Genomic DNA, 26,955 nt, shown 5'->3' with positions numbered 1-26,955 from the left:
AGATCCAATTGGAAACCGAAAAAATGCTGGAGATTCCCCAAAAAAGACAGTGAAGTTAGTCCAAATAAGCGATCGCTATAAATAGTGCCGTCTTCGGTATATGTATAGTGATCGCCTCCCCTCCTCTATCTTTAAAGAGGCATCACCAGCCTCTAAAGACTTAACAATTCGATCATAATCACGTTTGCATTAACTTCACCGGAGAATCTCCACCAACTTGTCACTAAATGTTGTTGGAGTAAATATAATGTCGCATCAAACAATCAAACTCAACGCTTTAAACAAAACACTCAACGGGCGCGAAGCCTTCGACTGGTGTATAAGCCGCGTCTATTCACACAATCAAACCATCTGGCTTAAGTTCAGCCACAATCAATTTTTAGTCGGTAAAAAAGATGATGTAAATTTATGTCCGGATTTTTGGTTAACGTCAGGCAGTGGAACTAACCGCAAGCGAACCGGGAAAATAGCCAACATCTACGAGTATTTAAGAGAGCGATCCCAAACACTCGAGGGCGGAGTATTTTACTTACCCGGAAAACCGGGCGATTACCCCCTTAAAGAGTTTTGCCAGGCTTCTTCCGACATTGGTGCAGAATTAGACTGGGGAACTCATGATGAGCAATGGGAACAGATCAATCGCTTTGTGAGTTTGAGCGGCTTATATCCTGACAGTGCCATCAACTCAGGCGGCAAATCAGTCCATCCCCATTGGCGCGGCAACTCTGACTTTCCCATGAACCAGTGGATCTATCTGCGGCGACTATTAGCGATCATCGTGCTAGGAGATCCTGCCGTTTGTAACCCACATCAACCCATGCGGTTGGCCGGATTCCTGCGGAAGGAAAAGAATAAGGAACAGGTTCTAGAGTATTGGGGCGACCATCAATACAGTTACGATGAATTTATCGATGGGTTCAAACGAGCCTATAATAAGCTCGATTTAACCTTCCCTGTGACGATAACCGATGACTGGTGGAGAACAACCCTAAGACCTATCTTAACTAGCACTTTAAATGCACCTGAAAAATACTCCCGGCTGCGTCATGTACTTGTAGATGGATTGGACGGTTATGAAAAACAACTTCTTGAGGAACACCGGCAACAACAACAAAGACTGCAACTTAAACAATTATCCAAAAAACATTACGACACGACTAATAATCTAATCGAACTGGTAAAGGAAGCTGAAGCCAGGTTAGGAAGCGATGGGTTCAACTGGAGTGGTCATCGCTGGAAATGGTCTGGGATAACTCGCGCTAGGGGTTGCTGTCCCTGGCATGAATCGAAGTCGGGGACGGCCGGCTGGATAGCGCCCCGTCGCGGTGAGGGGGGTTGGGGTTACGCTTGTCCCTCTTGCACCGATAACCGTCAAATAGGAGCATTCGCTTATTGGTGGTATCTTCAACATGGTCTTAATGCCGCTTATCCTTCAGGGAGGAAATGGGTAGAAGCGGCTACTGAATTTTGTAGTTATGCTGGTATTACTGTCCCAGAAACCCAATGGGGGATTAATGAGCAGGGATTGCCGGAACCGGTCACAGACAGTGGAGCGGCGGCACTGTTTCGTGCCCAAAAGAATGTTGCTCAAAGGCAGAAACAGTCATTCTTTGAGCATATAGCCCAAAAAGTCCTAAAAGTTTCCCGACACTGGCGCAAAGGATTCGGCGCATCAGTTGTCGAGCAAAAAGCTGCCGCCATTAAAGATCAACCGCCCTCAATTATCAAGTACACGGACAATATGCCTCTGCCTACCCCCAACGACTACCAAGGGAAAGCCGCCCCGCGTATCCTGTTTGAAACTTGTTACAAGAATAAAATTACCCCAGTTTATCTAGAACTAAAAAGATTGGGTTGGAGAGGTGCTTGGGATAGAAGTTATACTGGCAGTGGCAAATCCTATCGCATTACTGAAATTGCCCAAGATGTGATTTACCTCGATGTGAATTATAAGAATCCATCGATCGATAAAATTAAGGACCAGTTTGTCATCATGCCCACCCGTCACGATGGTATGTTATTAACTCTTGAGGGACGGTTAGTGAGAGCAAAAACTGAAGAGGAAAAAACAAGCGCTGCACTCAAGAGTAACTGTATCAATGCCGATTTGCTCAATACCATTCATCAACTCGGTTACGATATCGAGGGAAGTGGTGGGGAAGGACATCCCCCCAATCCGATCTGTGCTATGTGTCCTTTTTGGAATCAGCGAGTTAAAGTAGGTGACAAATATATTCCCCTGTGTCGTACCGAGAGGGGAGACGGTTACGGTTTCTTGTATGAACGCATGGAAGCTATGGCATCAAGTGCCGCAGGAACTAATGCTGCGGCTTATCCCGATCAGTTGCCCGTTCCCCAGGAGCCATCCTTTGATGAGGAGGGCAATGAAATCCCACTTGATGGTCTTGATTTGAGAAAGAAAATCTTAGCTTGGGAGGAAGCTTCCTTACTGGTTACCGGAGTCAGAGAAATTAGTGCCAAGCTTACTGATTATGACCGAGCTATTGCTACAATCGTCTCCCTAATTCCTGAACTCTCACACCTGGCTCATCAATTAAATCCTATTCGAGAATTGATCGAAGGGGGATACAAATTAGGTGTTGAGATGGCGCAAAAATTGGACGAAAAAAACTATGTTCCTGGGCAAAAAAAATCTAATAAATATTACGGCTTGAGTCAAGGGGATCTTTTAGAATTGATTGGCCAATGTCCCCAAGAAATTTTGGGTACCGACTTCATAGAAAAAATAGAATCTGCCCTCTCATTTCATAATATTCTTGTTAAGCCGGATTCCGTTAGAGCGCTTGAGAACGGCGGTAAATGGTCATCTCATGCAGAAAAGTTATGGGCGGCGGCGGCCCGAACCGCGATGCAAAGAGAAGCTAACGCACTTTCCTATCAGAATGTCAAAAATTTACCTTCTAACTGGTTGTTACATTTTCTTTTGATTTGGGCAAAACTTGAGCCGGGCATTTTTAAGTTAGAAAAGAACGGTCATTTAACGATTTCTATCCCCGACGCTCGTCACCAAAAGTTAGCGAATGCCGCAGGATTTAACCTGTTTCTTGATGCCACCGGTGACAAAAAACAAACTTGCCTGACTTTGGGGCTAGATCCCAATACAATTATAGAGGTCGAAGAAATTGCCCCAATGTTCGATAATTTGACCGTTTACAATATTAACCTGCCCGGCATGAAATCTAACAACTGGTCTAATACTTGCACTGAAGAATTACAGGAATTCCTAAAGCAGACAATTAATCAATACGGCGAAGATAATGTAGGCATTATTGGGCAAAAATGTCATGCTGACTCTTTAGGGTATAAGCATTGGTTCGGAAAGGATGAACGCGGCACTAACCATTTTAAAGGCTTGAAAGTTTTAATCTGCTTGGGAACTCCTTGGGACAACTGGGGATCAGTACGAGATCGATATTGGTTACTTAATGGACATTTGGATGGACTGCAAGAATATTATCAAGCCCAAGTTCGAGAGAAGTTCTTGCAGACTGCCGGGCGGCAACGGGTTCACCTGCAACCGGATAGAGAATTCATCATCATCTTTGTCGGTACAGAACAAGACTTAAGTTATTTAGGAGATACGGGCGCTCTTGTTATCAATCAAGATATGCTGGAATTTTGCCCGACTGCCGCACCACTACGCCAACAACAGAAATTTAAGTTGCTGACATTTGCGAAACAATTAATGATCACTGGACAGAAAATTACCCAAGAGCTTTTAGCGGCTGGTTTGGGGGTTACTCAAAGTTGTGTCAGCAAGCTTTTTAAAGGTGAAACACTATCTTGGAAAGACTTTCAAAAATTATTCCAAGACGTATTCAATGATCCAGTAGGTACTGGAATAATTTCTGTCAACCAAATTACCGATTCTTTTTGGCGTACCTGGCTTGGGTTAGCCGAGACCTACCCCATAGAAATGGGGCGGGAGTTTGTTGCTGCCATAAAAGTTTTGGGGATTAATGAGTTTTTGAGAGAACTAAAGCAGGAAGATGCCTCAACACAGGCGGGCATATTAAGTCTAATTACTCCCTTGGTTGAGGGGGGATGGGAAATGACACAGCAATTTTTGGAGACGGAAGGGGGAATAACCTAACTCAAGCGTGCAGCACACTTGAGTTTCTGGGCATTATTTAAGCCTTTTTCTGTCGAGAAGAATTTTCCCAATTCTTGTCAAACAATTCGTTAATGGCTTGATCTAAGGAAAAATTCTGTTGAATTAGCTAAAATTTTCAATTTGTAGTTCTTGGAGCATAATTTATTAACTTTATTCAAGAAAACTTTTCTCGCACTTACCAATCAAAATTAATCCAGGAATCTTAAAATAAACTCAATTGTACAACCGTGTCTTTAGGCTTTTCATCGCACTGTTGTGACTCAATTTTTGTATCAATCAGGAATTCAGGAGATTGAGTTGCTTTATCCCTTGAGTCTGTTTCTGGCAGAACGGGAAAGCTAATAATTTCTTCTGGGGGTTTATCCAATACTTCTAAGGGTACACCAGGAGAATAAACAACACTATCATTTTTCCCGAATGGGACTAAATATAGTTCTTTTTTTGCCCTGGTAATAGCAACATATAAAAGATTATATTCTTGCTCAATCTGCCAAGACTTTTTAGCCTTATCAACGTAGGGCAAACAGTCTGCTTTTAAAATAAAGCAACGATCACTCTCATCGCCCTTGGCTCGATGAATTGACGAAAATACTATTTGTTTACGCGAATCATCATTGAATAAATTTAATAGTTTTTGAGCGAACAGATCGAAGGAGTGACAACTGCCTCCCAACTCATTATAGCAGTAACTAATAGACCAGTAACGATCTTGTAGAGCCTCGGCCTTTTGTTTCTGGTTAGTCTCCGCTAACTGTAAGATTTCAGCCGCCACTAACTGATTGAACCGTTCCCACCAGACATCAGGCCAGTCAGTGGGTTCATCTAAATAGTTCCTCGCAAAGCTTACCAAACTCTTACCTATATCTCGACCTCTAATCGTCGCAGAATACCCCGCACGTAATGCCGCTAAACACCAACTGAATAGAGGGGCATTGAACCGACAAATTAATAAATCTCCGCCTTGTAAATTGGCTAAAACTGTTTGGTGATTGACAACGGCCACTGTGCCCTCAATTTGATGAGGATCGGCTTCGATATCGGGGACGACTTTCTGCGCTAATCTAATGATTGATTTCCCGCATCTGTGAGAGATAAGCAACGGTAACTCATCACAGCTAAATTCTCCTTTGATGTATTCCCAGGCATTAGGATCTGCCCCTTGAAACCCCTGTATCGATTGTCGTCTGTCTCCACAAAAGATTGCTCTAGCTCCCTGTCTTTGATAACTTGATACTAAAGCCGCTTGCGCTCTATTAAGGTCTTGACTTTCATCGACTAAAACGTAATTATAACGGGACGGAGTTAGCTCTCATTTGTGACACAACCAAAGGCAATCGTTAAAGCTTAACCGCGCCTGTTCACTCGCTATTTTTTCGGCTAATTCAAGGCAATAAGGAACGAGGAATATAGCCCAATATTGACAACGTTCATCTAGAGCTTTGGCTGCATCTTTATCTTCATCTGTTGCCTCTTCTGTTAACCTCGATATCCATCCACTAAATTTTAAACAGAAGTGATCGGCCATAGAGGCGATCGCCTGTGGGGTTGGCTCAGTTAAAGTAATCTGTGTAAACCCGAATAACTCATCTATAAAGGCGAGGTATCGGCGGAGAATTAATTTTTGTAGGTGATCGCCCTCATCAAAGAATGGTGGCATGACGGGAAACTCTTCGGCTGATACGGAGCGATCGCCCGCGATCATCAACTGGATATATCTTTGCTGCGCCCCTAAGAGCAGCTTGTCGTAAGCTGTTTTGGCTATCTCGAAGGATTTGCGTTCATCAATTGTGGCAGCCCCTCGGAAAAGTTGCTGCAAAAGTCCTAAAGCCGCACCATGTAACGTGGATATTGATACCCTATTCTTTGGCAATCTACCTTTAGTCGTTAAACGCTCGACGATGTGTCGATTAAATGCCAAAACTTTAATTTTTGCAGAAGTGGGAAGAGTGCCGCCTATTCCTTCTAATAAAGTTGTCTTTCCGCTTCCAGCACAGGCACCAATGAGTCCGTTTTTTGAACTAGATAGCGACCATTCTAGAACCTTTTTCTGATACGGATTCCAACTAAAATTTTTACACTGTTTGCGCCATAATACTGAACTGGACATAAATACTATTGGGGGAACTTTGTTTAATTATACCCATAAAAATCAAAGTATCTCTAAAATTTTACAAAGAAGAGTCACTAAAATTTACACAGAATCAAAGGTTCGTATTTTGTAAGCTAATTTAATCCAACTGCTCCTTAATCTCTTCGTGTAGGGGTCTAATTCCAGACTTTTCCTTAAACGTGATTAATTTAAGATACTTAACGTTTCCATCTGCTGCTTTCGTTGCACAGGAAAACCTTCCTAGCCGCACCTTTTACGTCATCGACTGAGGAGCGTCTGCGTTCAAAGACTTTTGAACGGTACTGTACAACCGTGACCCCTTCGCCATCGGAAGATATGACCTTTGCTCCGATGCTGTCCCAAGCGAAATGCTTATACTCGCTTAAGGTAGCTTTGAAATTCGGCTCGAACTCTTCATAATTACTGGTAGCTTCTTTTTGGAGAAGCTGTCTTAGTAGCTGATTATTTTCTTGTAGGAGTTCATTCTGCTGACTGAGCAAGTTTTTTACATCTCTTAACAAAACCCACAAATTCTGTGTTCCTTTGTCCTTTGAAACAACGGGATTGAGCAATGTTTCAATAGCTGAATTTTTAGTATCAGTCTCAGTAGTCATAATCATTTTAAAATTAATCTCAATATTTAGTATAGCCGAGAAATAAAAAGGAGCTAATTTTATTATTATAATGTTATAAAATACTAAATTTTATTGAAAAAATAGTAAAATACTTAAAAAAGTAAAAATGAATAAAATTTTGCTGATAACTTCAATATCTTTCAGTTTATTGACTTCGCCAGCATGGGCAAAGAACATCGATAAAGCTCAACAAGAGGCTTGGTACGATAAAGCTTTTTTATTAGTGCTTTTGGGTTTAGTTATGATTAGTGTTATCCTCTGGCTTTTTGGAGTGACTTATTGATTTTTTAAATATTAAAATAGTCTTGAATACCGAGAAGCAGACAAAAATTTCAATATTTTCGCCCTTGTGCTTGTGTCCCCATTCTTATTAGCTCTTGTCGTGAGATTATTCCTTTAAAACACTTTTCTTCCCTTCCAGGGAATCCATGATCGCTACTGTTTTAGCATCATCTAATAAATTAACATTTTTCTCAATTAAGTTGAGTATTTGTTCTTCTAGGTCTGACAATATAACTCTGGGTTCAGCCCCAAGCTCGGCTATAAATGCCTTGCTACTGTCTTCTAACTCATGTTGGCTTAATCTATAGAGGCGATCACTGATAATTTTGGCTTTCTCTCTGAGTTCGGGGGTGTAGGGAAGTTCCTCTAAATTTTCTTCTTTGGCTAAGTAAATCCCATCAGCCAATTGAATATCGGCGCTAAAATTGTTAATCGCCACTATCACGCCCCAGTGACCCCCTTTGCCTTTGAGGTCGGGATTGCCTTTGACCAAAATCTTGCAAACGTCTCCCTCATTGTAGGGAAAAGGGGCAAGTGACTTTTCGCGGACACGCTGCTTTAAGGCTTCTAACGCTTCAGTGACTATACGCCCCGACGGGACTTTTCCTTGCGCCCTACTGACTGCATCATTCCAAACAGAACGCTGTTCTGTTGCATTTAATTTGGTTAATGGCCTAACTTGTCGCTCTGAGGAGGGCAAAATGTGAACCAATGGTTCACATTCAGATTTAAGATTGTCGACAACGTTAGCTGCTTCAATTAAATAGTAAGGCTGGCGACGAGTAAAACCGAAACGTTCTTGAGTGTATTCTTCAAAAGAATTAAATCTAGCACGATAAAGCCGTAAAGCCCGTATTTTCCTCAAAGCACTTCCCGCCTCATAAAAAGAACGTTCCACAACTCTCTCTAATCGTAAAAGCTCCTTTTCCTCATCCGCACTTAAATACTCATCACTAACGATTTCTAGAGAATTTGGTTCATTAACAGGGGGGTCAGACATGGGTAATTTCTCCTTTTCCAAATAAGGAATTAAAGCGGTCAATAATTGTTGGGCGACGAGAGGGCAAACCCCATTGCCAAGTATTGTGGTAGCAATGCTCATTGCTGTGGGAAGCTCGTACCAGTCGGGAACAGACATGATACGGGCTAAGAAACGCGGAGTAGGACGCAGAATTTTTCCTTTAACGTAGAGGTTGATCGGGTCTAGGCGATTTCCTCCCTTCCCGTCAGAACCCAATCCAGCTTTAATCGTCCAGGCAGGTTGATTGGCAGTCCGCAGGTGTAGAGGACGATCATTTCTGGCCCCGGAGCGTTCGATCAAATAGGCAGTATCCGCCTCGTTTTTAAACTCTTGGACCACATCAAAAGGTAAGCGCTGCCATTGCCATGCTGCCAGAGTAGATTCTGGTAGGTCATCAATTAAATCAACAGTAGCCTCAAACCAGGTAATTGAAAGTTTTTTAGGTAATGTTAATTCTAGGGGTATTAAATTATTTGTGGCGACTAAGAAAAAACGTTTACGACATTGAGGAACACCGAAGTCAGCAGCATCCAAAATTAATTCTCGGTACTGGTATCCCAATTTCTCTAACGTTTCTTTAATCGTTTGGAATGATAGGCTTTTGGCGTAAGGAACAACATTCTCCAGTGTGAAAACCTGGGGTTTTAAAGTTTCTATGGCTCTACGAGTAGTGAGCGCTAGTTCTAAGTCGTTATCAGTTTCCCCCCTTTGTGGGTTGGACAAAGAGAATTTTTGACAGGGCGGTGAGCAGTGGAGAAAGTCAGGGGGTACTAGAGAACTAAAATCAACATCTTGAACTGGCTTTTTAATTAAATGCCGCCCTAAATTCTTTTCATAACACTCAGCAATGGCTGAACTTAAAGAGGGGCTATTTGGATCGAATTCAACGCCCCATACAGGTTTTATTCCCGCTAACATTGCACCGACATCGAACAATCCACCACCACTGAACAATGTCCCAATGGTAGGGGTATTATCCTTGTCAACTATGGGTTTGTATTGCCCAAACTTCCGAGTTGCCATTAGCTTTAAGAGCTTATTCCATTTACCTTGTTTCCATTATAGGCTTATAAAATGGAAATTGCCCGAGTTTTTAACAGTGCGATAGGTTTAAGAGTAGAGGCAACTTGAGAGAGAGTGACTATGACAAAAACCAAACGGCAGATGCACGAAAGATCTTTAGCTAACCTTGAATTGGGAGGACGCAAGCCGGATTATGAAGAGGCCAAGAAAAAACGTAATATAACCCTGACTGATACGGGTTGGGATAATTTGCTCGTTATTGCTCACAAAAATCATTGTCGAAGCGTTTCTGAATTGATGGAAAAAATTGGCAGACAGGAGATCAAATTAAGTGAGCCATGCTAATTGATGAAAAGCTAATGTATTGTAAATTTTTCAAGAGGAACATCTATGGGAGAAGCGAAAAGAAGGAAAAAAAACTTAGGGGATGATTATGGTCAAAAAAAATTTTCCCGACTTCATTCTTACCAATGGGAAAAACATTTACTTAAGTTTTTCAGCGAATATGAATCTCAGTCCCAGGAATTTGAAACTAAATTTATTTCTTTAAATGATGACGAAAAAAACCTCGCTTATTTTCAAGAGTATCAAAAATGGATAGAGAGTTATCTAAGTTTTTATCATCCTGAAGATAGAGAAAAGTTAGGGGTCATTATTTTAGGAAAATTTTATGACGAACTTGAGCGAATACAGCTATTAAGGGATCACGATAACCGAATCACTCAAGTCGCCGAGTGGGTTATGCAAGTGGTACTGGTTTGTTTTTATTTTAAAAAATATTTATCACCTCGAATGAGGGAAGAATATATAGAACCTCTGCAACCTTTTTATGAAGATTTGATCTTGAATATGACTTTTGATGAGAACTTAAAATCAGGCCCCAACCCGATTACACTTAAAAAATTATTTGAGGAAATTTTAGAAATTCCCTCCCCAACGGAATTATAACCGGCGATCGCTAATCTAAATCCACAGACGGAAGAGTTCGTTTCTGAGAAATACTTCTCCATTGTTGTTGAGCTTGTTCTTTCTTGTCGAATAAATAATCGCGGAGCATTTGTTGTCGTAGTATAAAAGGTAAATTGGGATTCAAATTAAGATAATAATCACTTCCTTGAAATATTGGCTCAACATCGGCTAAATTTCCCGAGAACCGGCAAATTATCAAAGTGACCTCAACAGAATTAGTCTCTTGAGTCCGGTTAGGTTGCGCTGATTCATTTAAAGGTAGGGGTTTTGAAACAATTAATTCAGTCGGAGGTACAGGAGCATTACAATAAGCTTGTACAGACCCTGTGTTTTTTACTTTAACCATTTCTCGATTAATTAAAGGGGAAACCAAGCGGCTTTCCTCTTTAACTTGGGATCTTGTATCACCAGCATCTCCCATCACTTGTGATCGACAAAATTATCTTGATTAAATCCGTTTTCTATTACTTTTTTTAATCAATGGTCAGCGTTCATCATCGAGGGTGCGCCAGCTATCCTAATCTTCATTCAATACGATTTTTCTTTGTTTTTAAATATGTATCGTATTAATACTGAGCTAAAACCCTAATTAATTGGGAATACTAACACTAGCACGGTTGAATGACAAATTTATAGATAAAACCTGGTCGTAGTCAAAGGTATAGCGATTTTTCATGGACTTAAATTTTATTTTAATTAGTTTTTTCTGGCTCCATTTTTCAATATTTTGTCATGAAATGGGGCATCTCTTAGCCGCTAAGACGGTTGGCTTTAATCCTTATTTTGTTCGAGTGGGAACCGGACCCAAAATTTTACAACTAAAATTATTTAAATCTATATTCGAGTTGAGAACTTACCCGTCTTCGGGAATAACCTATATATCTAACTTATCTTTAGATAGACTTAAGCCAAAATTACTACTAATGTATTTGGGAGGACCGAGCGTTAACTGTTTTTTTTTGCTGATCCTTAATAAGATTTGCCATTCCCGGCTTTTTAATCTAGATATTAGTTGGTATATAATTATTCAAGGATTAGCTTTTTTTGAGTTTCTGCTCCTAGTAACTAATCTTATCCCACTAGAAAGCGTTCTTTATGGTAGAAGTTGTCCCAACGATGGGAAGCAAATCTTTAATGCTTTAACTAAAAATAAACAACAATTAATGCAGATTCTTCTAGGTTTAGCTAGGTACGAAGCAAGTCAAAGCACTACAGTCACTCCTTGGTTCAATAAAGATTTAAACAAATTACAAATTTTATTTCAAGCCCAAACTGAGTTCCAACAAAAAAACTTTGAGCAAGCGGTTAACTTACTAGAGCAACTTTTAAAGGCTCCAGAACTCGCCAACAGAGAGAGAATTTATCTTATCGATCTTCTCGCTTCTATCGTCATTAACTATGGAGAAAAAAAATATCTAAGCAAGGCGGAGCGATGGTCGGCAGAAGCTTTATCGTTAGATAACGACATCAAAACTCTTCAAGGGACTAGAGGTTCGATTTTAATTGAATTAGGAAAATACCAAGAGGGGAAAGAGATGTTACTTCCCTTAACCGAAAGAGAAAACGATGCCGTTGATCGATTTATTAGCTGTTGTTATTTAGCTAAAGCCGATTATTTTTTTAGGCAATGAAGGACAAGTTAGCTTTTGGCTTAAAAAAGCTGAACAATTAAGGATTTCTAGTCCTACTCATAATCAAATTTTATTGAGAATTAAACGAGAAATTAATAAAATTTAAACTTGAGCCGAGCAAAAAAGGGCAAGAGCTTCAGACATTTTTGCCATCGACTCATACAAGCATCGCAAGGGAGCGCTGTCTTTCTTTTCTTTCTTTAGGTTGTTGCTAGACTACCTCCGCTATAATTAGGTAAAGGCTATGCCCTCCGTAATTGAAGTTGCGTTCTGTGCGCTTTGAGCGATGGTCATTAATATTCACATAATTCCGGGAGCGAGAAATTAACCGATGAAAACAATCGATATTAACCAAGCTATTTTAGAATTGTCGGAGTTAATTGAAATAGTCGGACAGGGGGAAGAAATTATTATTACCAAAAATAATCAACCTATGGCCAAGTTAGTCTCTCTTGAATCGGTTGCCATACGTTCTCCTCTTTTTGGAAGCGATAAAGGCTTAATTTCTTTGTCCGATGATTTTGATGAACCCCTAGATGATTTTAAAGACTATACCTAATGAGATTATTGATAGACACTCATGCGTTTTTATGGTTCTTTAATGGCGACCCTAAATTAAGTAATACTGCCCGAATTTTGATGGAAGATGTTAAATGCAAAAAATTAATCAGTTTCGCTACAGTCTGGGAAATGGCGATTAAACAGAGTAAAAATAAGTTAACATTAGCTTTACCTCTAGAAGATTACATACAACAAAAGGTTAAACTGGAAGACTTTGAACTCTTGCCAATCAGCTTGAGTCATCTGTCCGTTATTTCCACTCTCCCCTTCCATCATAATGACCCCTTTGACCGACTCCTGATCGCACAGGCAATAGTTGAAGATGTTTCTATTTTAAGTCGAGATTTAGCCTTTGATAGCTATAATATTCAACGGATTTGGGATTAAAAATAACTTGTCAATTAATACTAAATTTTTTCGGTTTTGATGATTAACCCAAATGCCCAGTTTTCAGATACAGTAAAGATCCCTGTTCCGTAAACCGACTAGGGACGACCCCTGGAGGATTCCTGATCCAACATCCTTGTGGATAAGTCCCCAATTCATCCGAAAACTCACCTTGTAAGACAAAAATCTCCTCTCCCTCCAAATGAGCATAATTTTTTACCTGTGTCCCTCGTTCCCATTTAACTAATGCAACATTCTCAGTCTCATAGGTATGCAGGGGGATTATTTGTTCACCCTCATTTAATCCCTGTTTCCAAGGTTGATTATTAGTATCAATGACAACACGGGTTTGGTCCAGGGGTGACATTTGCCACAGCTTCACCAGTATTACTGCACCCTCATTACTGAATGGTGTATGCCTTGAGCTTACAGGATTTCTAACATAGGTTCCGGCTGTATAATCTCCCATTTCGTCCGAAAAAACGCCTTCTAATACAAGAAACTCCTCACCACCCCCATGTGTGTGTGCAGAGAAAGAACTCCCAGGAGCATAACGAACTATAGATGTGGCCCTGGCAACTTCTTCTCCGTCTCTTTCGAGCATTCTACGTTGTACCCCCGGCATGGGCGAATCTATCCAGGGGAGTTCTTGAGTCTGTTGAACTGCACGTTGGCTAAAATCGGCGTTAATTTTCATAGTGTTTTGATAATTAAAAAACGATCGCACGATTCATTTAACAAACTTAAAATTGTTTAAGGAACTCTAAAGTTCTTTGATAATACTCCATTTTGCCAGAGGCTTGAAACAATTGGGCGGCTTTCTGCAAATCGGAACGAGCAAGCTCTTTGTTTCTTGTTTGAATATAAAGTAAAGCTCGGTTAGCGTAAGCTTCAGCATAAGTCGGGTCTAGTTCAATAGCTTTATTTAAATCATTGAGTGCCAATTCATAATTTTTAAAGTGAATGTAGAGAATGCCCCGGTTGCCGTAAGCTTGAACTAACTTGGGGTCAAATTCAATGGCTTTGGTGTAATCAACCAGAGCCAAATCAAATTGTTGAAGTAAAATGTGTATAGTTCCTCGGTTGTGATAATCTTCAGAAGAAGTCGGGTCTATCTCAATAGCTTTGTCATAATCGTTTAACGATAATTTGTACTCTTTTAAATCTTTGTAAAGAAAAGCTCGGCTGCTGTAAGCCAGGAAAAAATTCGGGTCGATTTCAATAGCTTTATTTAAATCGGCGAGTGCTTTTTCCCAATCTTTTAACTCTTGGTAAGCCAGTCCACGATAGTAGTAAGCTTGTTCAGAACTTGGGTTAATTTTAATTCATTTGTTATAATTTTCTAAGGCTAAATCGTATTTTTTTAAGTCCGAATAGATATTGGCTTTATAAATGTAAGCCATAGCTAATTGAGGATTTAGCTCAATAGCTTTATTTAAATCGGCGAGTGCTTTCTCCCAATTTTTTAACTCTTGGTAAACAAGTCCACGATTGTAGTAAGCCTCGACATATTGGGGATTAATTTTAATCGCTTCATTGTAGTCATTTAAAGCACTTTGAAAATTCTTAAGGGCTTGCTCGATCGTCCCTCGATTATTGTAGGCAAAGACTAACTGAGGATCGATCTCAATAGCTCTCTGGAAATCGGCGAGTGCGCTCGTCGATGCTTTCAACTCTCTGTAAACAATTCCCCGGCTGTTATAAGCAACTGCCATAGAAGGATTGATTTCAATCGCACGGTTTAAATCCGTTAAGGCTAAATCGTATTTTTTTAACTCAATGTTCACTAAGCCTCGATTGTAGTAAATTCCTTCTAAGCGAGGGTTGATGTCAATGGCTTTGTTGTAATCGGCAAGGGCTAATTCATACTCTTTAAGATGCGAGTAGAGCAAACCTCGATTGGCATAAGCTTCAGCTAAGTTGGGGGCTAATCGAATAACTTCGGTATAATCGGATATGGCTCCAAGTTGATCCCCCCGATCATCCTTATCGCTCGCTCGCTCAAATAATTTCTTAATTGTAGCCGGTAAAGCTTGACTCAGCAATAATTCTTGATTTCTTTGAACAGGTAAAGCTTTTAGGGGGAGATTCCCTAAACCCACAAGAATTATTAATAAACTTACCGATTTTTGAGTTATCTGTCTCATTTAATTTATCTTATTGATATCGATCAATAGTTAAAATCGAGTTAGGTGTAATTAACTTTAATTCTAGATAGTACAGCAAAAATTACTCTTACTGTTCAGCTAGTTTTTAAAGATTAATTAACTGTCATTTACGTGATAAACTGAGATAAATGGCATCCTTTTTAATTATTTATGTTTCCTCCCACTGCTTCTGATTCATTAATTGAAATTACTCAAGCTCCAATTGCTGACTCTGGTATTAAAGAGTCCACAGACCCCTCAACTGATGAAGAATTACAGAAACAACAGCATTCATATTTTCAGGCCATAGGCTGCTTGTACGGCAAAGTTACCCGCTCTGGTGAGGGACAGTTTTTTATCCAGTTAGGACGACAACAATATAAGCTCTACACTTTGCGCCACAGATACCGAGCATGGCTCACGCAATGGGAAAAAACGCCCGATGCTTCTTTGTATTTAAAGGTTTATCCGAAGTTTCTAGCCATTCCCCGTCAACCGGTGATTATCTCGTTTCAGGTGGTCGCCTGGGGTACGGAACCTTTTCCCGCACCCGAAGAAGAAGCAGGAATATTTACAATCAAGGGAATCTGGCAGTTTTTGCCGCAGTACAAGGTTCCTTGTTTGTCTGTCTACAGAAACCGTGACGCAGTAGATCCAACCGAGAAATTTAAAGCCGTTCATCTACCGGTGCTGATGCGACGGGAAGATGAAGAGGTACGACCTTTTAAGTTTAATCCTAGAATCCCAAAAGACCAATTACCGAAAAAATGGTTTATTCAAGGAAAATTTAGGTTCATCCCATCTAAAGAATGTTTTGGGTGGGTTGAGGATGACGAACCTCCGACTCAGAAATTGCCGAAATATAAGAAGCCGGTTAAAGCGGAACCCACCCCAGGGGACAAGCCAAACAATAGAACCCCAAAACCCTTTGTTCCCGTTAACGATATTAAGCCAAACAGGGAGCCAAAAACTCGTCCTGTACTCGCTGTTAAACAATCAGGTTGAGAAGGGTTGGAGATGCGCTCACCTGAAATTATTGATAAAAAAAAATAATTCCCCCTTAATTTATAGCAACCGCCAAGGCGGTTAGGACTATATATGATATGATGACAAGGAAAAAGCCATTAATAAGCTAATGCCCAAACCATACAGTTACGATTTACGCCAAAAAGTAATTCAAGCCATAGAGTTAGATGGCATGAAAAAGAGTGAAGCGGCTGAAATTTTTCAAATCAGTCGAAACACAATCAACTTATGGTTACAAAGGAAAGCCCAAACCGGAGATTACAAAGCTTTACCATTACAACCGCCCGGCAATGGTCATAAAATTGTTGACTGGAAAAAATTTGTGGAATTTGTTGAAATTAATGGCGATAAAACTCAAGCTGAAATGGCGAAACTATGGCCAGGCGAAATGAGTGACCGTACAATATCAAGAGCCTTAAAAAAAATAGGATTTACTCGCTCTCAAAACTTACGGTTATCGGGAAAGAAATGAAATAAAAAGAGAAGAATTTCAAAAAGAGATAGCCATATATAAACCTGAACAAAGAGTTTATATAGATGAAGCTGGGATGGATAATAGAGAGGATTATGGTTATGGCTATAATGAAAAAGGAAAACGTTTTCATGCCCTTAAAAATGGGAAGAGAGAAGGCCGTGTTAATATGATAGCGGCCCCTTGTAATGGAAAGTTATTCGCTACCTTTACTGTTGAGGGAGCGACAAATCGAACTGTGTTTGAAACCTGGCTACAGAATTGTTTGATACCATCCTTAAAACCTGGACAAATAGTAATAGCGGATAATGCTACTTTTCATAAAGGTGGATGTATTAAAGAATTAATCGAAGCAGCCGGTTGTCACTTAAAATATTTGCCATCTTATTCACCTGACCTTAATAAAATTGAGCAATGCTGGTCATGGTTAAAAAGTCGAATTCGTAAACTAATTACTCAATTTGACTGTCTTCGAGATGCTATGGAAGATGTGCTTGCCAAAGCGTCTTAACCGCCTTGGCGGTTGCTATATTACTAATAAAGATAAAAATTTATTTATTAATAATGTTTTCGGAGGAGTTAGGGAATTTTAGATAACTAAGATGTTTCACTCAAGAAACCAATCCCGTTCTAAAAGCAATCGCCAGCAAATGGGTTTTATCTCTGGCATTAAGTTTCTCACGGAGATCTTTCATATAAGTTTTTAAAGTGCTGTGAGTTAGATCGAGACGGGAAGCGATTTCATTGTAATTAAATCCATAGGAGAGGAACTGTAGCATCTTTTTTTCTTGTGGAGTAACCGTTGTTTTTTTGACAAGCTCGTAGTAGATTTTCTCACATTGGATATTAAACATAACAGTACCAAATGTTTTTAAAGGAACAATTCGGTCTAATTGTTCAGCAAGGGGGGCAGTGGAGAAACAGCTTGCATCCCCTCCCGATAAACAATTCCAGAGAATGATAAATAGGGTTGGATATCTTCGCTTGAGATCGTTCGCTATTTCCACTTGATCCCGATGCCAGATGAGGAGGAAATCCGGCTCGACTTGTTCCAACATAGTTTCAAGTTCCTTAAAAATTGAAAAACTTCCGATGATTTGAAATTTTCGATTGGCTTTTAAATCTCTGTAAATACTTTTTAGAAAAGAAGTATCTTCCGAAAAAACCATTAAATTCCAATTTTCCTTATAAATCGGTGTGTTTAATCCTCGGAATAAATTTTCATCCATCTTTTTGACTTGTTAAATTTGTTTAAAATTATTTTAAATACTAATTATAGTACAGAGGTTAAGAATCTTGAACAAAGTAATAAATTTTAAAGGATTTTCCCCGAAATTTGCTAAAAGGAAAAAAACGGAGAAAATCGAAAAAAGCGGCTTTCTGAGATCGATTAGTGTTAGTCAGGACATAAAGATAGTAAATAATTCTCTATTTTAAAGAGTCACTGGGAAAAGCAGGACTTTAGGAAAACAAAATTAAATAGATAACGACACTAACACCAATTTTGCTCCAGATTCCTAATTGAAATTTAGGACAAATAATAATACTCTCAATCAGCAAAAGCAAGCTCAACATTATAGAGGATGTTGTTAGTTCAGCCGCTAAAAATGTCCCGACAGCTAGAAAAATGCAGACTCCACAGATCGCCCACTGCAAAATTAACTCGACAGAATCTAACTCTTGTTTTTTGTTCATGATTTAATTGAGTTTTTCAATAGACCTAATCCATAACACATTTTTTAAATTTTGTCAGTGATCCAAATCACAGCTAAACTCGTCGCTGCAACCATGAAGTTTTGTAAAGTAAAGAACTGTAAAGAAATTAAAGAATTTCTCTCATTAAATACAAATATACTAAAAAAAGACGAAAACATGGTTTTAATGTACTATTAAAAGAGGAATTTTAGTATTGGCATAACATTTAAGTATATCATAGATTTTGTGTTTTTGTCGGTGATTTGAATCACAACACAAATTTAAGATTTTCTTCCCCTCCACTTTCGGTAGGAGTCCAAAATAGACTCAAACCCCTATAATCTCGTCGTCATAAAAATTAACATTTTTAGTCAATATTTTACGCATATATCTATGACTGTTTTTCTGTAACTGTTTTAGCTGATGAGCTTAAGAAATTTTCGTTACAGAACTTTACCTTATTGCAACCATACAACGACCAAAGGTAGATTATCAACTTATTGAAGTAGGAACTATCGTTATCACTATGAATTTTTTGAGGAGTTAGTGAATGACGATATCAACAACAACAAGCCGGACGAGAGGAATTCCCGAAAAAATCAAGGACGTTTCCCTCAAGCAGTGGTTTTTCCTGTCGTGGTGCAGCCTCATCTTAAACATAGGGGGGTCATTAATCCGAAGTGGTTCTATAAGCGCGGTAGGCTTATTGGGATTCAGTATGTGGGTACTGTTGGCACTATTCGCGGTATACATCGGCGACCATCCCACCCGACGCATTGCTCTTTTACAGAGGGTGCTGCATAAGTACAAATTCTTCCCGTTGGTTTGGCTGCTGACATTCGGAGTATTATTCTTCGATAAATTGGCACTACCCAGTGCGGCTGCCGATGGCTTCTTCTTCGCCAACATCAAAAAGAAGGCGACGGAGTTCTTAAATACCAATTCCAATGCTTCTTCTGCCACCCCGATCCTCAATTTCGGGTTTGCCGTCCTCCAGGTGATCATGCTCATCTATATCGGCTGGAGTATCGTCAAGGTTATCCAAGCGGCCAGAGAGGATGAAGACTGGAAGGCAGCCGCCAAAACCCCCTTAATCGTCCTATTCGCCTGTACAGCCGGTGATTTCGCTGTCGGTTTAGTCTAATCAAAAAGTTATGAGCGGCTACCCACAGTCTGTAAAATTTCAATCAATTTAAGTTTAATCAGGAATGATAACCATGTGCAACGATATTCTTCATCAATATGCCAATAGGGAGATCGACCCCCTCCGGGGTATAGGTAAATCAACTTTCCACAACTTGGTAGGAGACAAAGGACTATCGCCTTATTCAATTCCTCTCTTACTTCCCTCAAATGTCCCATTACTCATCAATTCATCTAACCCTTTAAGCGTTCACAAAGTCAATACAGGAGGATTAAATGTTCAATGACGAGTTGATCAGGGTAAATAAGACCCTGGACAAGACACCGATGATCTTGTTCATGCCGGGAGATCAGGCAGTCCCCTGGATGATTATAGCCGGTGCATCCTATTACATCGGGAAGCAGATTCTACAACTGTCCTGGGTTTGGACAATTCTAATAGCTGCCTGGGGAATTGGAACCTTCTGGTTGCTAACGGCGAAGGGATATCACGTCTTCTTCTCCCGGTTGTTGAATGCACCCTTATGGACTCGCGCTATCACCAAATACACTCCACTGCTTATTAAAGACCATGACTAAGATTGGCATTAAAACTATTAGATTACCGGGAGGGAAGAAGCAGAGACTAAAACCCTTTGAAGATAACTTTGACCTGATCACTTACGTTGAATACTGTGAGGGAGGTAAGAATACCGGAGCAACCGTTCTCAAGAAGAAAAACAAGGAAAGTTACAAGATAGTCGGTGGTGTTGATGTACGCGGGATTTCACCCCTCGGTGAACCCGACCAATTAATGGGTTTTTTATCGGGCATAAGTTCTGGGATAAAAGACCTACCAAAAGGAGAGACGCTTACACTGCATTTCGGCATCTTCGTCGACGACACGACTCGTCAGCGTGAATTGCTCGAACTGCAAAAGAAAACCGACTCACCCGTCCTACAATTATTGCTCGGTGGTGCGAGGAAAAGGACGAGAGGGTTAACTCTGTGTGGAATCCGTAAGCAGAACTTCAGCAGAATATATTACACATATACGGTAGAGGAGGGAGTAAATAGAGCAAATACCGATGTTTTCGAGAACATCCTCATCGCCCTAGAGAATGGGTGGCATAAATTCACCGGTGCCGACAAGGAACTCAAAACCACAGCCGTACAACAAATTTTATTGGATGGTTATCATCGGGGCTTTAACAGATTTATCAATCTGCTGTCTGAGCAGATGTACTTAGTGGTTAGACCCCTGACGGTAGAACAGTTGTGGGAGATAGATTGGGGACGCTTTAATAATACCCCGGCACGTCCCCTATCTCAAAAAGTCGTCGTAGAGAAGGAGGAATTTACCGAAGAGATAAATAGCAGGATACATCCATTGTCGTTGTTATTAAATAAGGAGGTCCCGTTCGCCTATCGAGATTGCGTAAAAAGTAATGGCAAGTTTACAGGAGTATGCCTATGGGCAGATAAACCGGATGGTTGGATAGATGGTGTCGCACAACTTAAATCAGTATGGGAGGTGATGTCCAGACCGAATGTTTACGATACCGAGATTTTCGTACAGTTACAATCGGGGAACGAGCGCTTGCTTAAGGATAAGATGAATTCTCTCACCAAACAGGCGCAGGTGGCAGCGACCCACGCATCCAGCAAGAACAATACGGATGTGGGAGCAGAATTGAGGATATCCAAGACGATTGAAGTGGAAGCAGCCTTAATCGAGGGTGAAAAACCTATATGGTCAAGTATCGTCTTCCTCATCCACCGTAATAGTAAAAAAGAATTAAATCGAGCCTGTGACGATTTCTGTTCTCTATTCCAACAGCAGAGTTGGGTGGTGCGTGAGACGGAGTACGCCTGGTCTATCTGGCTCGAAACATTCCCCACTTTAACCTGGAAAAAACTATTAACATCCCCATTTAACCGAAGGATAAGCTACCTATCCTACGAAATCCCGGGTCAATTACCGCTAGTAAGCAATTCTTCATTAGATAAAGGAGGTTTTGAATTCATAGCTTCTGAGGGGGGTACGCCCATCTGCCTCAACCTCTACGAATCCCATCGAAATATATTGCTTTTCGGACGACAGCGAACCGGTAAGTCTTCTGTGGTCAGCGATATGCTCATACAGGGGTTAGTTAGGGGTTTGCCCATCACGGCGTTGGATTTTCCCAGACCGGATGGAACCGGGACTTTTAATGACTTATGCAGACAGTTACCCACATTCTGCAAATACGTGGATACGGGGGACTTAGAGGAAGGCATCAACGCCCTCGAACCCCCAAACCTACAAGGTTTGGCTCCCAAGGAGAAAAAAGACAGATTTTCCGATTTCAAGGAATCCCTACGGGAGATCCTGAAGATGATGATATTGGGCATTGATAATCAATACTTCGATATCAATCCAGATATGGTCAACAGTTTACTCACTCTGGCTCTAGAGGAATTTTACACCAATCCCGATATCAAGGCACGATTTGCGCTCGCCTTTCGTAAAGGTTTTGGGACACAAGAGTGGAAAGGGATGCCCACATTAATTGATTTTAAACAGTTTCTTTCATTAGAACGTTTAAGGTTGATAGATCCAGATACAACGACTGTTAAAGCGTTAAAGTTCTGCAAATTGCGACTAGACGAGTGGTTGAGGAGTAGGTTGGGGGAGATTTTAAGCAAACCCACGACCTTTAACAGCGATACCCAGATGTTAGTCATCGCACTAAGAAACCTTAAAAGTAACTTAGATGCTGCCGTCATTGCATCACTGGCTTATTTAGGAGCTTTACGTCGCTCTCTGACTTTCAATGAAAGTATATTTTTCCTCGATGAAGCCCCTATCTTATTCGAGTTCGGCCCCATCAGTATCAACGTGGGACGCTTATGTGCCAATGGTGCGAAATCGGGAATAAGGGTAATCCTCAATTCCCAGGAACCTTTATCTATCGCTAAATCTGCCGGTGCTGATAAAATCCTCGCCAATATGACCACGAAACTGATAGGACGCATTGAATCCCAGTCAATCGTCGATTACTGCAATGTCTTTCGTTACCCGGAATGGTTGATAAGCGACAATGCGCTCTTAGGATTCAAACCCAATTCTATCAATTGGTATTCCAACTGGCTATTGGATGACCAGGGCTTTAGGGCCAGAGTAAGACATTACCCGTCACCGGAATTGTTGGGATTGATAGCAAATAACCCAAGGGAATCCCAATTGAGGAAGAAATACCTAGAACAGTTTGATGGTGATGTCGTCAGAGCCATATTTGAACTCGCAAAACTTTACCAGCCAGCAGCCTAAATTATCAAGGAGAAAAGTAATGATAAAAAGAGTAATACTCATAGGATTCATCAGTGCCATAGGACTTCTAGCTTTTCAGGTTCGTAGTGTGATCGCATCCGATAACATCTTAGAAGATCTCATCGGACAGTTTATTGATCTTAAATCCGAGTGGTTAGCAGTGGCTAATGGATTTGAACAGAGAATGGAAGCTTGGTTACAATCCCAATTAAACATTAATTTAGATGAAAATATCATTGGAGAATTGGGATTACCTGACCCCCAAGATCTCCGTAACTTTATCGAAGAAACATTCTCCACAGATGGAGGTATTATCGAGCAAGGCCCTTTAGCCGCTAACAATGAGGATAGAGAAGCAACTCGCGCCCTAGCACAGGAGACTTTAAGTAAAGAGGGTCAACAGGAACTCATAGACAAGTTAAATTTTGTTGAGGCGACAACACAACAGGCGATCTCATCGGGGCAGGACGCACAAAGCCGCACTGTTACCCAGGAAGTGCTAAAAGATATGGCTCTACAGAATGCTCAAATCGCTTCATCTCTGGCTGTACTGACTTCACAGACGGTAGATGCAAGCACTAAACAGGATATGGCCAATTTGAATCTCGCCAATATCTCTTCTAGCATAGATAGCCAAAATCTCAGGGAACAAGCCAATTCGGCGGGGGCGGCTAACTCATTGTTACAGATCGGTGGGTTCGCCTCTGCCGGTTTGGATTATTCCAAGAAATAAAAAATCGGCGATCGCACAGGGAAACTCGATCAAAGGGGCAGTCATGTTTATTTTAATGCAATCATCGGAAATCACACCGCAGGAATTTTTAAAGGAGGCTCAGAAAGCTCAAGAACTCGTCTCTATTGCGATGGACAAGCTGTGGATAGACGTAATCACCAGCGACCTGTATAAGATTATCGCCGACCTCGGTTCATTCTTTGCAGTGTGTACGATCGCCCTGAGTGTGGTCATCATGGTCAAGGAATTACTGGCCGATGAGTTGGCGCTTCCCCCCTACGAGAAATTGCTCTGGTTGTTCATCGTCGTGGTCTTGTTAGGTAATGGTGGTGTTTGGTTGGGACAGGCGACACTCCAATACCGCAATCTCTTAAATGGGATAAACCAACAAGTATTGACCAAAACGGCTGCCAATTTAGATAAAGCTTACGCTCAAGCTTCCGGGGAGTTGACCATCGATATCTGGACATCCCAACAGATACAGCAGAAATGCTCCACCATGACCGACCCCGACCTCAAGCAGCAGTGTATCGACGCTATTAAGAAAAACGCCCAAGAGATGGCCAATCAACAATTACCCCAAAATCCCTCACAGGATTTCTTTGACAGTCTGGGAAAGGCTATAGCCTCTCAATTGGAAACCATAGTCATCGGCTGGATGCTGGCTTGCAGTATAGCATTTCAATGGATAGTCGAGGTCACTTGGGTACTGACGGGATTATTGGGTCCGATGGCCGTCGGGGGAACACTGTTACCCGTTGCTCAAAAGTCCCTTTTTACTTGGTTGATCGCATTCTATTCAGTGGGCTTGTGTAAGTTGTGTTTTAACATCTTAATCGCTCTAATCGCGGTATTACAAACTTCTTCTCCTTCTGCCAACAAGCTCATCTTCAGTATAGCCGTTGGTGTGTTGAGTCCTATATTAGCAGTTGCTTTAGCCGCAGGAGGAGGAATGGCTACCTTTAGTTCCCTAGCGACGATCACCGGTGCGGTGGCTGGTATGGCGGGAGCGAAGATGGGGGGTGCGATGATGACCGGGGCTAAATCATCTGGGGCGACGGGAATGGGATTTGTACTGAGTGCGATGTCTGCCGGTAATAGAGCCGCATCCTTTGTTAGACACAGGAGATCGTCCGGCAATAGCTCAACAGTTACGGTCATTCCTTCTACTTCCCACCGGATAAGTGAAGCTTCCTCTGGCGTGAGAACGATAGACGTTACTTCCACAAGGAACGCTCTACCACCTGCCTCTAAATCTTAATAATTAATAGCAGGAGTGCAACAGATGACATTAGGAATCACGGGAAAATTCAAGAAAGTTTCGGAGAATTTAAGCTTAAGAGATTCATTCGGATCATTAGTTTTAATCTGCTTAGGAGGTGTGGGATTGACAGTATTCTTTCAGGTTATACTATTCTTTAACTATGTCAAACTGGCCACTAAACCACCCCCAACTTTAGTTCAATTAAGCAGTGGCGAATCGATAACCGTTAAGGGAATAGGGAACAAGGATCGAACCGACGAATCGATCCAGAAATTCGTTAGAGATATCTTAAGTTTGACATTCACCTGGACGGGACACCTCCCCACGACTGACGCGGGTGCTGAGGGAAATTACCAAAAAGATACGGGCGTTTCCATTACTATTCCCGGTTCGACCAAAGCCGATAGTAAGATTACCACAGCCGCCTATCAAGCGAGTTTTGCCTTTGAATTAAATTTCAGACTGGAGTTCCTGAAATTATTAGCCGGATTAGTCCCCGAATCGGTTTTTACATCGGATACCCAGATGGCTTTCATTCCCGTTTATATAGAGAAACCCCAACAGGTTGCACCGGGTAAATGGAAAGTCGTCGTCATCTCCAATCTGATGATGGTCAAAAATGGTCAACCGATGGGTGAATTGATCCGTTTCAATAAAGAAATTTACGTATCTGCAATAGTCCCCCCCAATTACGATTTCTTACCCCCGGAAACTAAATCTAAATCCCTAGCCGCTCAAGTGATGAACATGAGACAGTCTGGATTGGAAATATACGCGATCGCCGATTACAAACAACAAGATTTACAGTAGGATTAAAATCATGGTCAACACAATAGAAAGCCCTTCTGTTAAAGAGAATTCAATCGATGACCCTTGGACGAATAATGAAGAAATAAATCCCTCTTCAGAATCCAATTGGAATTGTGAATCCATTAACAATTTATTAGAATTACCCAACGATGATAAACAACAACTTTCCAATAATATTGAAGAAGAATCAACCCTATTTGCTGAACAGGAAGAACAAGGCAGTGAACAAGAAACCCAAGCCAAAAAGGGTAAATCTTTCTCTAAGAATCCTTACGTTAAATTAGGATTGATAGGTTTGATATGCGGCAGTGGTGTCATAGTAGCGGGGATATTCCTAACCAATGCCCCCTCCTACAGAAGTGCAACTGCAACCAAAGAAAAGCAGGAATCAACTAAAGAGAAGGACAAAACTTTATCACCGGAGGAACAGATAGCGCTATATAAGGCGGAGGCGGCATTATCTTCCCAATCTCAGCAGTTAAAGAAGATGGGAGAAGCCGCCGACTTGAACCAACCCCTCCCACAACCTGTTATGCAGTCAGCATCAAACTCCGAAACTGGGGAGATCCCGAAGGTGAGTGTAAGCCAACCGAGTTCCCCATCTAATACATCAACTGAAGTTTCATACAGACGACAGACACCCCCATCAATTAATTCAGTTCCCAGGACTAGAGGACAGATAAGTTATTCTCCGGCTGGTAATATTAGTCGCCGTTATAACGATCGCCCTATTACTCTTAGAAATTCCTCAATCGCGATCAAACAGCAGCCCACTACAGTTATCAATAATCCTACTGAATCAGTCAATCCCCTAGAATTGTGGCAGAAGTTAGCCGGTTTGGGTTCCTATACTGCCTCATCCAAATCTAATAATGATGAGGGTAACACGGAGGTTGATAATTCATCAGGAGATAAAGTCTTAGATATGTCCGATGCCCAAGAGGTTGATGATACCAATAATAAACAATCTCAGAAATCATCAAGAACACCGGTAATTTTAACCTCTTCAAAGGGGAATAGTGAGGAAATGGAATTACTGGGGGACTCGCCTACTCAAAGTTCGATCATCCCTGTGGGAACTACTGTTAAAGGCGAGATGGCCACGTCAATTATATGGGCGCAGGGAATGAAACACTCAGACCCATTCGTCGTAACTTTATCTCAATCGATAAGCGATCCTAACGGCGTTGAAGTATTACCCAAGGGGACAGAGATAATTTTTGAGGTTCATCAAATTCATGATAGCGGTATGGTTACTGGGGATGCGATCGCCATAAGAGTTAACGGGAAAGACATAGAGTTACCCGAAGGCGTATTCGCCTTACGTGCCCCTGGAGGGAAACCGTTAATTGCTAAGTTGAGGAATGATGCCTCACGAGATATAGCCAAACGGGATGCGATGGGTTTCGTCGTCGGTGCATTGGGAAAACTTGGGGAAATCGTTAACCGTCCCACCTCAACGTCATCATCGAGTGGTGTCGGTGGTTTTTCTCAATCTTCTACTTAGGGTTTGCTGAAAAAGCTGGAAAACCTTAATAAAAAAGAGCTACAGGCGGATGGGAAAGGAAAAAAAGATCAGTTGAAGAAGCTAAAACCTTATAAAATTGGTAAAAACCCCT

Annotated in this window: 26 protein-coding genes and 1 pseudogene; 16 read left to right on the top strand and 11 right to left on the bottom strand. The window is 41.1% G+C overall.

Going from position 1 to position 26,955, the window contains the following annotated elements:
• Positions 1 to 247: 247 nt before the first annotated feature.
• Complete coding sequence (locus tag CYAN7822_RS33120) at positions 248 to 4,114, top strand: hypothetical protein (protein WP_013325615.1); 3,867 nt, start codon at positions 248 to 250, stop codon at positions 4,112 to 4,114.
• A 223-nt stretch (positions 4,115 to 4,337) separates the two neighbouring features.
• Here CYAN7822_RS33120 and CYAN7822_RS33115 read toward each other — a convergent pair whose 3' ends face one another.
• The 4 genes and pseudogenes from CYAN7822_RS33115 to CYAN7822_RS33105 all read right to left on the bottom strand — a co-directional run bounded on the left by CYAN7822_RS33115 (position 4,338) and on the right by CYAN7822_RS33105 (position 6,859).
• Positions 4,338 to 5,234, bottom strand: coding sequence for a 3'-5' exonuclease (locus CYAN7822_RS33115; protein WP_013325614.1), 897 nt, complete (start codon positions 5,232 to 5,234; stop codon positions 4,338 to 4,340).
• A gap of 36 nt (positions 5,235 to 5,270) precedes the next feature.
• Positions 5,271 to 5,420: pseudogene (locus CYAN7822_RS40670) on the bottom strand (UvrD-helicase domain-containing protein); the annotation flags it as partial.
• A 24-nt stretch (positions 5,421 to 5,444) separates the two neighbouring features.
• Entirely contained in the window at positions 5,445 to 6,242 is a 798-nt protein-coding gene (locus CYAN7822_RS33110) for a DEAD/DEAH box-containing ATP-dependent helicase (protein WP_013325613.1), read from the bottom strand.
• Between the two features lie 200 nt (positions 6,243 to 6,442).
• A complete protein-coding gene (locus CYAN7822_RS33105) occupies positions 6,443 to 6,859 on the bottom strand; it encodes a single-stranded DNA-binding protein (protein ID WP_245602868.1) in 417 nt (138 codons plus the stop codon).
• Positions 6,860 to 6,998: 139 nt separating this feature from the next.
• On the opposite strand from CYAN7822_RS33105, the gene CYAN7822_RS38480 reads away from it, so the two are divergent.
• Positions 6,999 to 7,163 (top strand): hypothetical protein, encoded by a 165-nt coding sequence (locus tag CYAN7822_RS38480; RefSeq protein ID WP_162052194.1) that lies wholly within the window; start codon positions 6,999 to 7,001, stop codon positions 7,161 to 7,163.
• 105 nt (positions 7,164 to 7,268) lie between these two features.
• Here the strand turns inward: CYAN7822_RS38480 and CYAN7822_RS35190 are convergent, their stop codons facing one another.
• Positions 7,269 to 9,206, bottom strand: a complete 1,938-nt coding sequence (locus CYAN7822_RS35190; protein WP_013325610.1) for a DNA cytosine methyltransferase — start codon at positions 9,204 to 9,206, stop codon at positions 7,269 to 7,271.
• Positions 9,207 to 9,326: 120 nt separating this feature from the next.
• Between CYAN7822_RS35190 and CYAN7822_RS33095 the strand changes: the two genes are divergently transcribed.
• Together CYAN7822_RS33095 and CYAN7822_RS33090 are read left to right on the top strand one after the other, a co-directional pair.
• The gene (locus tag CYAN7822_RS33095) at positions 9,327 to 9,551 is read left to right on the top strand and encodes a hypothetical protein (RefSeq protein ID WP_013325609.1); all 225 of its coding nucleotides are present in this window, start codon (positions 9,327 to 9,329) and stop codon (positions 9,549 to 9,551) included.
• 45 nt (positions 9,552 to 9,596) lie between these two features.
• Positions 9,597 to 10,154, top strand: coding sequence for a DUF2839 family protein (locus tag CYAN7822_RS33090; protein ID WP_013325608.1), 558 nt, complete (start codon positions 9,597 to 9,599; stop codon positions 10,152 to 10,154).
• 10 nt (positions 10,155 to 10,164) lie between these two features.
• On the opposite strand, the gene CYAN7822_RS33085 is transcribed toward CYAN7822_RS33090, so the two are convergent.
• Positions 10,165 to 10,596, bottom strand: coding sequence for a hypothetical protein (locus CYAN7822_RS33085; protein ID WP_013325607.1), 432 nt, complete (start codon positions 10,594 to 10,596; stop codon positions 10,165 to 10,167).
• A 253-nt stretch (positions 10,597 to 10,849) separates the two neighbouring features.
• Between CYAN7822_RS33085 and CYAN7822_RS33080 the strand changes: the two genes are divergently transcribed.
• The 3 genes from CYAN7822_RS33080 to CYAN7822_RS33070 all read left to right on the top strand — a co-directional run bounded on the left by CYAN7822_RS33080 (position 10,850) and on the right by CYAN7822_RS33070 (position 12,754).
• Positions 10,850 to 11,806 carry a tetratricopeptide repeat protein gene (locus CYAN7822_RS33080; RefSeq protein ID WP_013325606.1) on the top strand — a complete coding sequence of 319 codons (957 nt, stop codon included), beginning with the start codon at positions 10,850 to 10,852 and terminating at the stop codon, positions 11,804 to 11,806.
• Between the two features lie 331 nt (positions 11,807 to 12,137).
• Complete coding sequence (locus CYAN7822_RS33075) at positions 12,138 to 12,365, top strand: type II toxin-antitoxin system Phd/YefM family antitoxin (RefSeq protein WP_013325605.1); 228 nt, start codon at positions 12,138 to 12,140, stop codon at positions 12,363 to 12,365.
• On the top strand, positions 12,365 to 12,754 hold the full coding sequence (locus tag CYAN7822_RS33070) for a type II toxin-antitoxin system VapC family toxin (RefSeq protein WP_013325604.1): 390 nt from the start codon (positions 12,365 to 12,367) through the stop codon (positions 12,752 to 12,754). The genes CYAN7822_RS33075 and CYAN7822_RS33070 overlap by 1 nt, the downstream gene beginning before the upstream one ends.
• Positions 12,755 to 12,797: 43 nt before the next feature.
• On the opposite strand, the gene CYAN7822_RS33065 is transcribed toward CYAN7822_RS33070, so the two are convergent.
• From CYAN7822_RS33065 to CYAN7822_RS40665, 3 genes are read right to left on the bottom strand one after another with little or no spacing between them, the layout of a single operon-like run.
• Positions 12,798 to 13,451: a cupin domain-containing protein gene (locus CYAN7822_RS33065; protein WP_013325603.1), complete on the bottom strand. Its 654-nt coding sequence runs from the start codon at positions 13,449 to 13,451 to the stop codon at positions 12,798 to 12,800.
• 46 nt (positions 13,452 to 13,497) lie between these two features.
• Entirely contained in the window at positions 13,498 to 14,073 is a 576-nt protein-coding gene (locus CYAN7822_RS40315; protein WP_041934426.1) for a tetratricopeptide repeat protein, read from the bottom strand.
• A 6-nt stretch (positions 14,074 to 14,079) separates the two neighbouring features.
• On the bottom strand, positions 14,080 to 14,901 hold the full coding sequence (locus CYAN7822_RS40665) for a tetratricopeptide repeat protein (RefSeq protein WP_049802849.1): 822 nt from the start codon (positions 14,899 to 14,901) through the stop codon (positions 14,080 to 14,082).
• A gap of 171 nt (positions 14,902 to 15,072) precedes the next feature.
• Between CYAN7822_RS40665 and CYAN7822_RS33050 the strand changes: the two genes are divergently transcribed.
• Together CYAN7822_RS33050 and CYAN7822_RS37225 are read left to right on the top strand one after the other, a co-directional pair.
• Entirely contained in the window at positions 15,073 to 15,906 is an 834-nt protein-coding gene (locus tag CYAN7822_RS33050) for a hypothetical protein (protein WP_013325602.1), read from the top strand.
• Positions 15,907 to 16,036: 130 nt separating this feature from the next.
• A protein-coding gene (locus CYAN7822_RS37225) for an IS630 family transposase (protein WP_157872057.1) occupies positions 16,037 to 16,910 on the top strand; the annotation gives its coding sequence in 2 pieces (ribosomal slippage) (positions 16,037 to 16,369 and positions 16,371 to 16,910; 873 coding nt in all).
• 100 nt (positions 16,911 to 17,010) lie between these two features.
• Here CYAN7822_RS37225 and CYAN7822_RS33035 read toward each other — a convergent pair.
• Together CYAN7822_RS33035 and CYAN7822_RS33030 are read right to left on the bottom strand one after the other, a co-directional pair.
• The gene (locus CYAN7822_RS33035; RefSeq protein WP_013325601.1) at positions 17,011 to 17,628 is read right to left on the bottom strand and encodes a response regulator transcription factor; all 618 of its coding nucleotides are present in this window, start codon (positions 17,626 to 17,628) and stop codon (positions 17,011 to 17,013) included.
• Between the two features lie 232 nt (positions 17,629 to 17,860).
• The gene (locus CYAN7822_RS33030; protein ID WP_013325600.1) at positions 17,861 to 18,094 is read right to left on the bottom strand and encodes a hypothetical protein; all 234 of its coding nucleotides are present in this window, start codon (positions 18,092 to 18,094) and stop codon (positions 17,861 to 17,863) included.
• A 550-nt stretch (positions 18,095 to 18,644) separates the two neighbouring features.
• Here CYAN7822_RS33030 and CYAN7822_RS33025 point away from each other — a divergent pair.
• From CYAN7822_RS33025 to CYAN7822_RS39970, 7 genes are all read left to right on the top strand, one after another.
• A complete protein-coding gene (locus CYAN7822_RS33025) occupies positions 18,645 to 19,238 on the top strand; it encodes a hypothetical protein (RefSeq protein WP_013325599.1) in 594 nt (197 codons plus the stop codon).
• Positions 19,239 to 19,311: 73 nt separating this feature from the next.
• Positions 19,312 to 19,524, top strand: coding sequence for a hypothetical protein (locus tag CYAN7822_RS37220; RefSeq protein ID WP_013325598.1), 213 nt, complete (start codon positions 19,312 to 19,314; stop codon positions 19,522 to 19,524).
• Between the two features lie 284 nt (positions 19,525 to 19,808).
• The gene (locus CYAN7822_RS33015; protein ID WP_013325596.1) at positions 19,809 to 22,529 is read left to right on the top strand and encodes a DEAD/DEAH box helicase family protein; all 2,721 of its coding nucleotides are present in this window, start codon (positions 19,809 to 19,811) and stop codon (positions 22,527 to 22,529) included.
• Between the two features lie 19 nt (positions 22,530 to 22,548).
• On the top strand, positions 22,549 to 23,262 hold the full coding sequence (locus CYAN7822_RS33010; RefSeq protein WP_013325595.1) for a hypothetical protein: 714 nt from the start codon (positions 22,549 to 22,551) through the stop codon (positions 23,260 to 23,262).
• A complete protein-coding gene (locus tag CYAN7822_RS33005) occupies positions 23,222 to 24,523 on the top strand; it encodes a hypothetical protein (protein ID WP_245602867.1) in 1,302 nt (433 codons plus the stop codon). Before CYAN7822_RS33010 ends, CYAN7822_RS33005 begins: the two co-directional genes overlap by 41 nt.
• Positions 24,524 to 24,547: 24 nt before the next feature.
• Positions 24,548 to 25,336 carry a hypothetical protein gene (locus tag CYAN7822_RS33000; protein WP_013325593.1) on the top strand — a complete coding sequence of 263 codons (789 nt, stop codon included), beginning with the start codon at positions 24,548 to 24,550 and terminating at the stop codon, positions 25,334 to 25,336.
• 10 nt (positions 25,337 to 25,346) lie between these two features.
• Positions 25,347 to 26,843: a TrbI/VirB10 family protein gene (locus CYAN7822_RS39970; RefSeq protein WP_041934386.1), complete on the top strand. Its 1,497-nt coding sequence runs from the start codon at positions 25,347 to 25,349 to the stop codon at positions 26,841 to 26,843.
• Positions 26,844 to 26,955 lie beyond the last annotated feature (112 nt).

Source organism: Gloeothece verrucosa PCC 7822 (genome assembly GCF_000147335.1).
In the GTDB taxonomy this organism is placed as follows: domain Bacteria; phylum Cyanobacteriota; class Cyanobacteriia; order Cyanobacteriales; family Microcystaceae; genus Gloeothece; species Gloeothece verrucosa.
This window is presented reverse-complemented; position numbering and strand designations above follow the sequence as displayed.

What these genes read in the sequence shown, in the direction of transcription:
- CYAN7822_RS33095 (WP_013325609.1), top strand. Translation starts at nt 9,327, where the DNA reads ATGACAAAAACCAAACGGCAGATGCACGAAAGATCTTTAGCTAACCTT.
- CYAN7822_RS39970 (WP_041934386.1), top strand. Translation starts at nt 25,347, where the DNA reads ATGGTCAACACAATAGAAAGCCCTTCTGTTAAAGAGAATTCAATCGAT.
- CYAN7822_RS33000 (WP_013325593.1), top strand. Translation starts at nt 24,548, where the DNA reads ATGACATTAGGAATCACGGGAAAATTCAAGAAAGTTTCGGAGAATTTA.
- CYAN7822_RS37220 (WP_013325598.1), top strand. Translation starts at nt 19,312, where the DNA reads ATGTGCAACGATATTCTTCATCAATATGCCAATAGGGAGATCGACCCC.
- CYAN7822_RS33030 (WP_013325600.1), bottom strand. Translation starts at nt 18,094, where the DNA reads ATGAACAAAAAACAAGAGTTAGATTCTGTCGAGTTAATTTTGCAGTGG.
- CYAN7822_RS33105 (WP_245602868.1), bottom strand. Translation starts at nt 6,859, where the DNA reads ATGACTACTGAGACTGATACTAAAAATTCAGCTATTGAAACATTGCTC.
- CYAN7822_RS33050 (WP_013325602.1), top strand. Translation starts at nt 15,073, where the DNA reads ATGTTTCCTCCCACTGCTTCTGATTCATTAATTGAAATTACTCAAGCT.
- CYAN7822_RS33075 (WP_013325605.1), top strand. Translation starts at nt 12,138, where the DNA reads ATGAAAACAATCGATATTAACCAAGCTATTTTAGAATTGTCGGAGTTA.
- CYAN7822_RS33120 (WP_013325615.1), top strand. Translation starts at nt 248, where the DNA reads ATGTCGCATCAAACAATCAAACTCAACGCTTTAAACAAAACACTCAAC.
- CYAN7822_RS33070 (WP_013325604.1), top strand. Translation starts at nt 12,365, where the DNA reads ATGAGATTATTGATAGACACTCATGCGTTTTTATGGTTCTTTAATGGC.
- CYAN7822_RS33080 (WP_013325606.1), top strand. Translation starts at nt 10,850, where the DNA reads ATGGACTTAAATTTTATTTTAATTAGTTTTTTCTGGCTCCATTTTTCA.
- CYAN7822_RS33085 (WP_013325607.1), bottom strand. Translation starts at nt 10,596, where the DNA reads ATGGGAGATGCTGGTGATACAAGATCCCAAGTTAAAGAGGAAAGCCGC.
- CYAN7822_RS33035 (WP_013325601.1), bottom strand. Translation starts at nt 17,628, where the DNA reads ATGGATGAAAATTTATTCCGAGGATTAAACACACCGATTTATAAGGAA.
- CYAN7822_RS33025 (WP_013325599.1), top strand. Translation starts at nt 18,645, where the DNA reads ATGACGATATCAACAACAACAAGCCGGACGAGAGGAATTCCCGAAAAA.
- CYAN7822_RS33010 (WP_013325595.1), top strand. Translation starts at nt 22,549, where the DNA reads ATGATAAAAAGAGTAATACTCATAGGATTCATCAGTGCCATAGGACTT.
- CYAN7822_RS33065 (WP_013325603.1), bottom strand. Translation starts at nt 13,451, where the DNA reads ATGAAAATTAACGCCGATTTTAGCCAACGTGCAGTTCAACAGACTCAA.
- CYAN7822_RS33015 (WP_013325596.1), top strand. Translation starts at nt 19,809, where the DNA reads ATGACTAAGATTGGCATTAAAACTATTAGATTACCGGGAGGGAAGAAG.
- CYAN7822_RS33110 (WP_013325613.1), bottom strand. Translation starts at nt 6,242, where the DNA reads ATGTCCAGTTCAGTATTATGGCGCAAACAGTGTAAAAATTTTAGTTGG.
- CYAN7822_RS33090 (WP_013325608.1), top strand. Translation starts at nt 9,597, where the DNA reads ATGGGAGAAGCGAAAAGAAGGAAAAAAAACTTAGGGGATGATTATGGT.
- CYAN7822_RS35190 (WP_013325610.1), bottom strand. Translation starts at nt 9,206, where the DNA reads ATGGCAACTCGGAAGTTTGGGCAATACAAACCCATAGTTGACAAGGAT.
- CYAN7822_RS40665 (WP_049802849.1), bottom strand. Translation starts at nt 14,901, where the DNA reads ATGAGACAGATAACTCAAAAATCGGTAAGTTTATTAATAATTCTTGTG.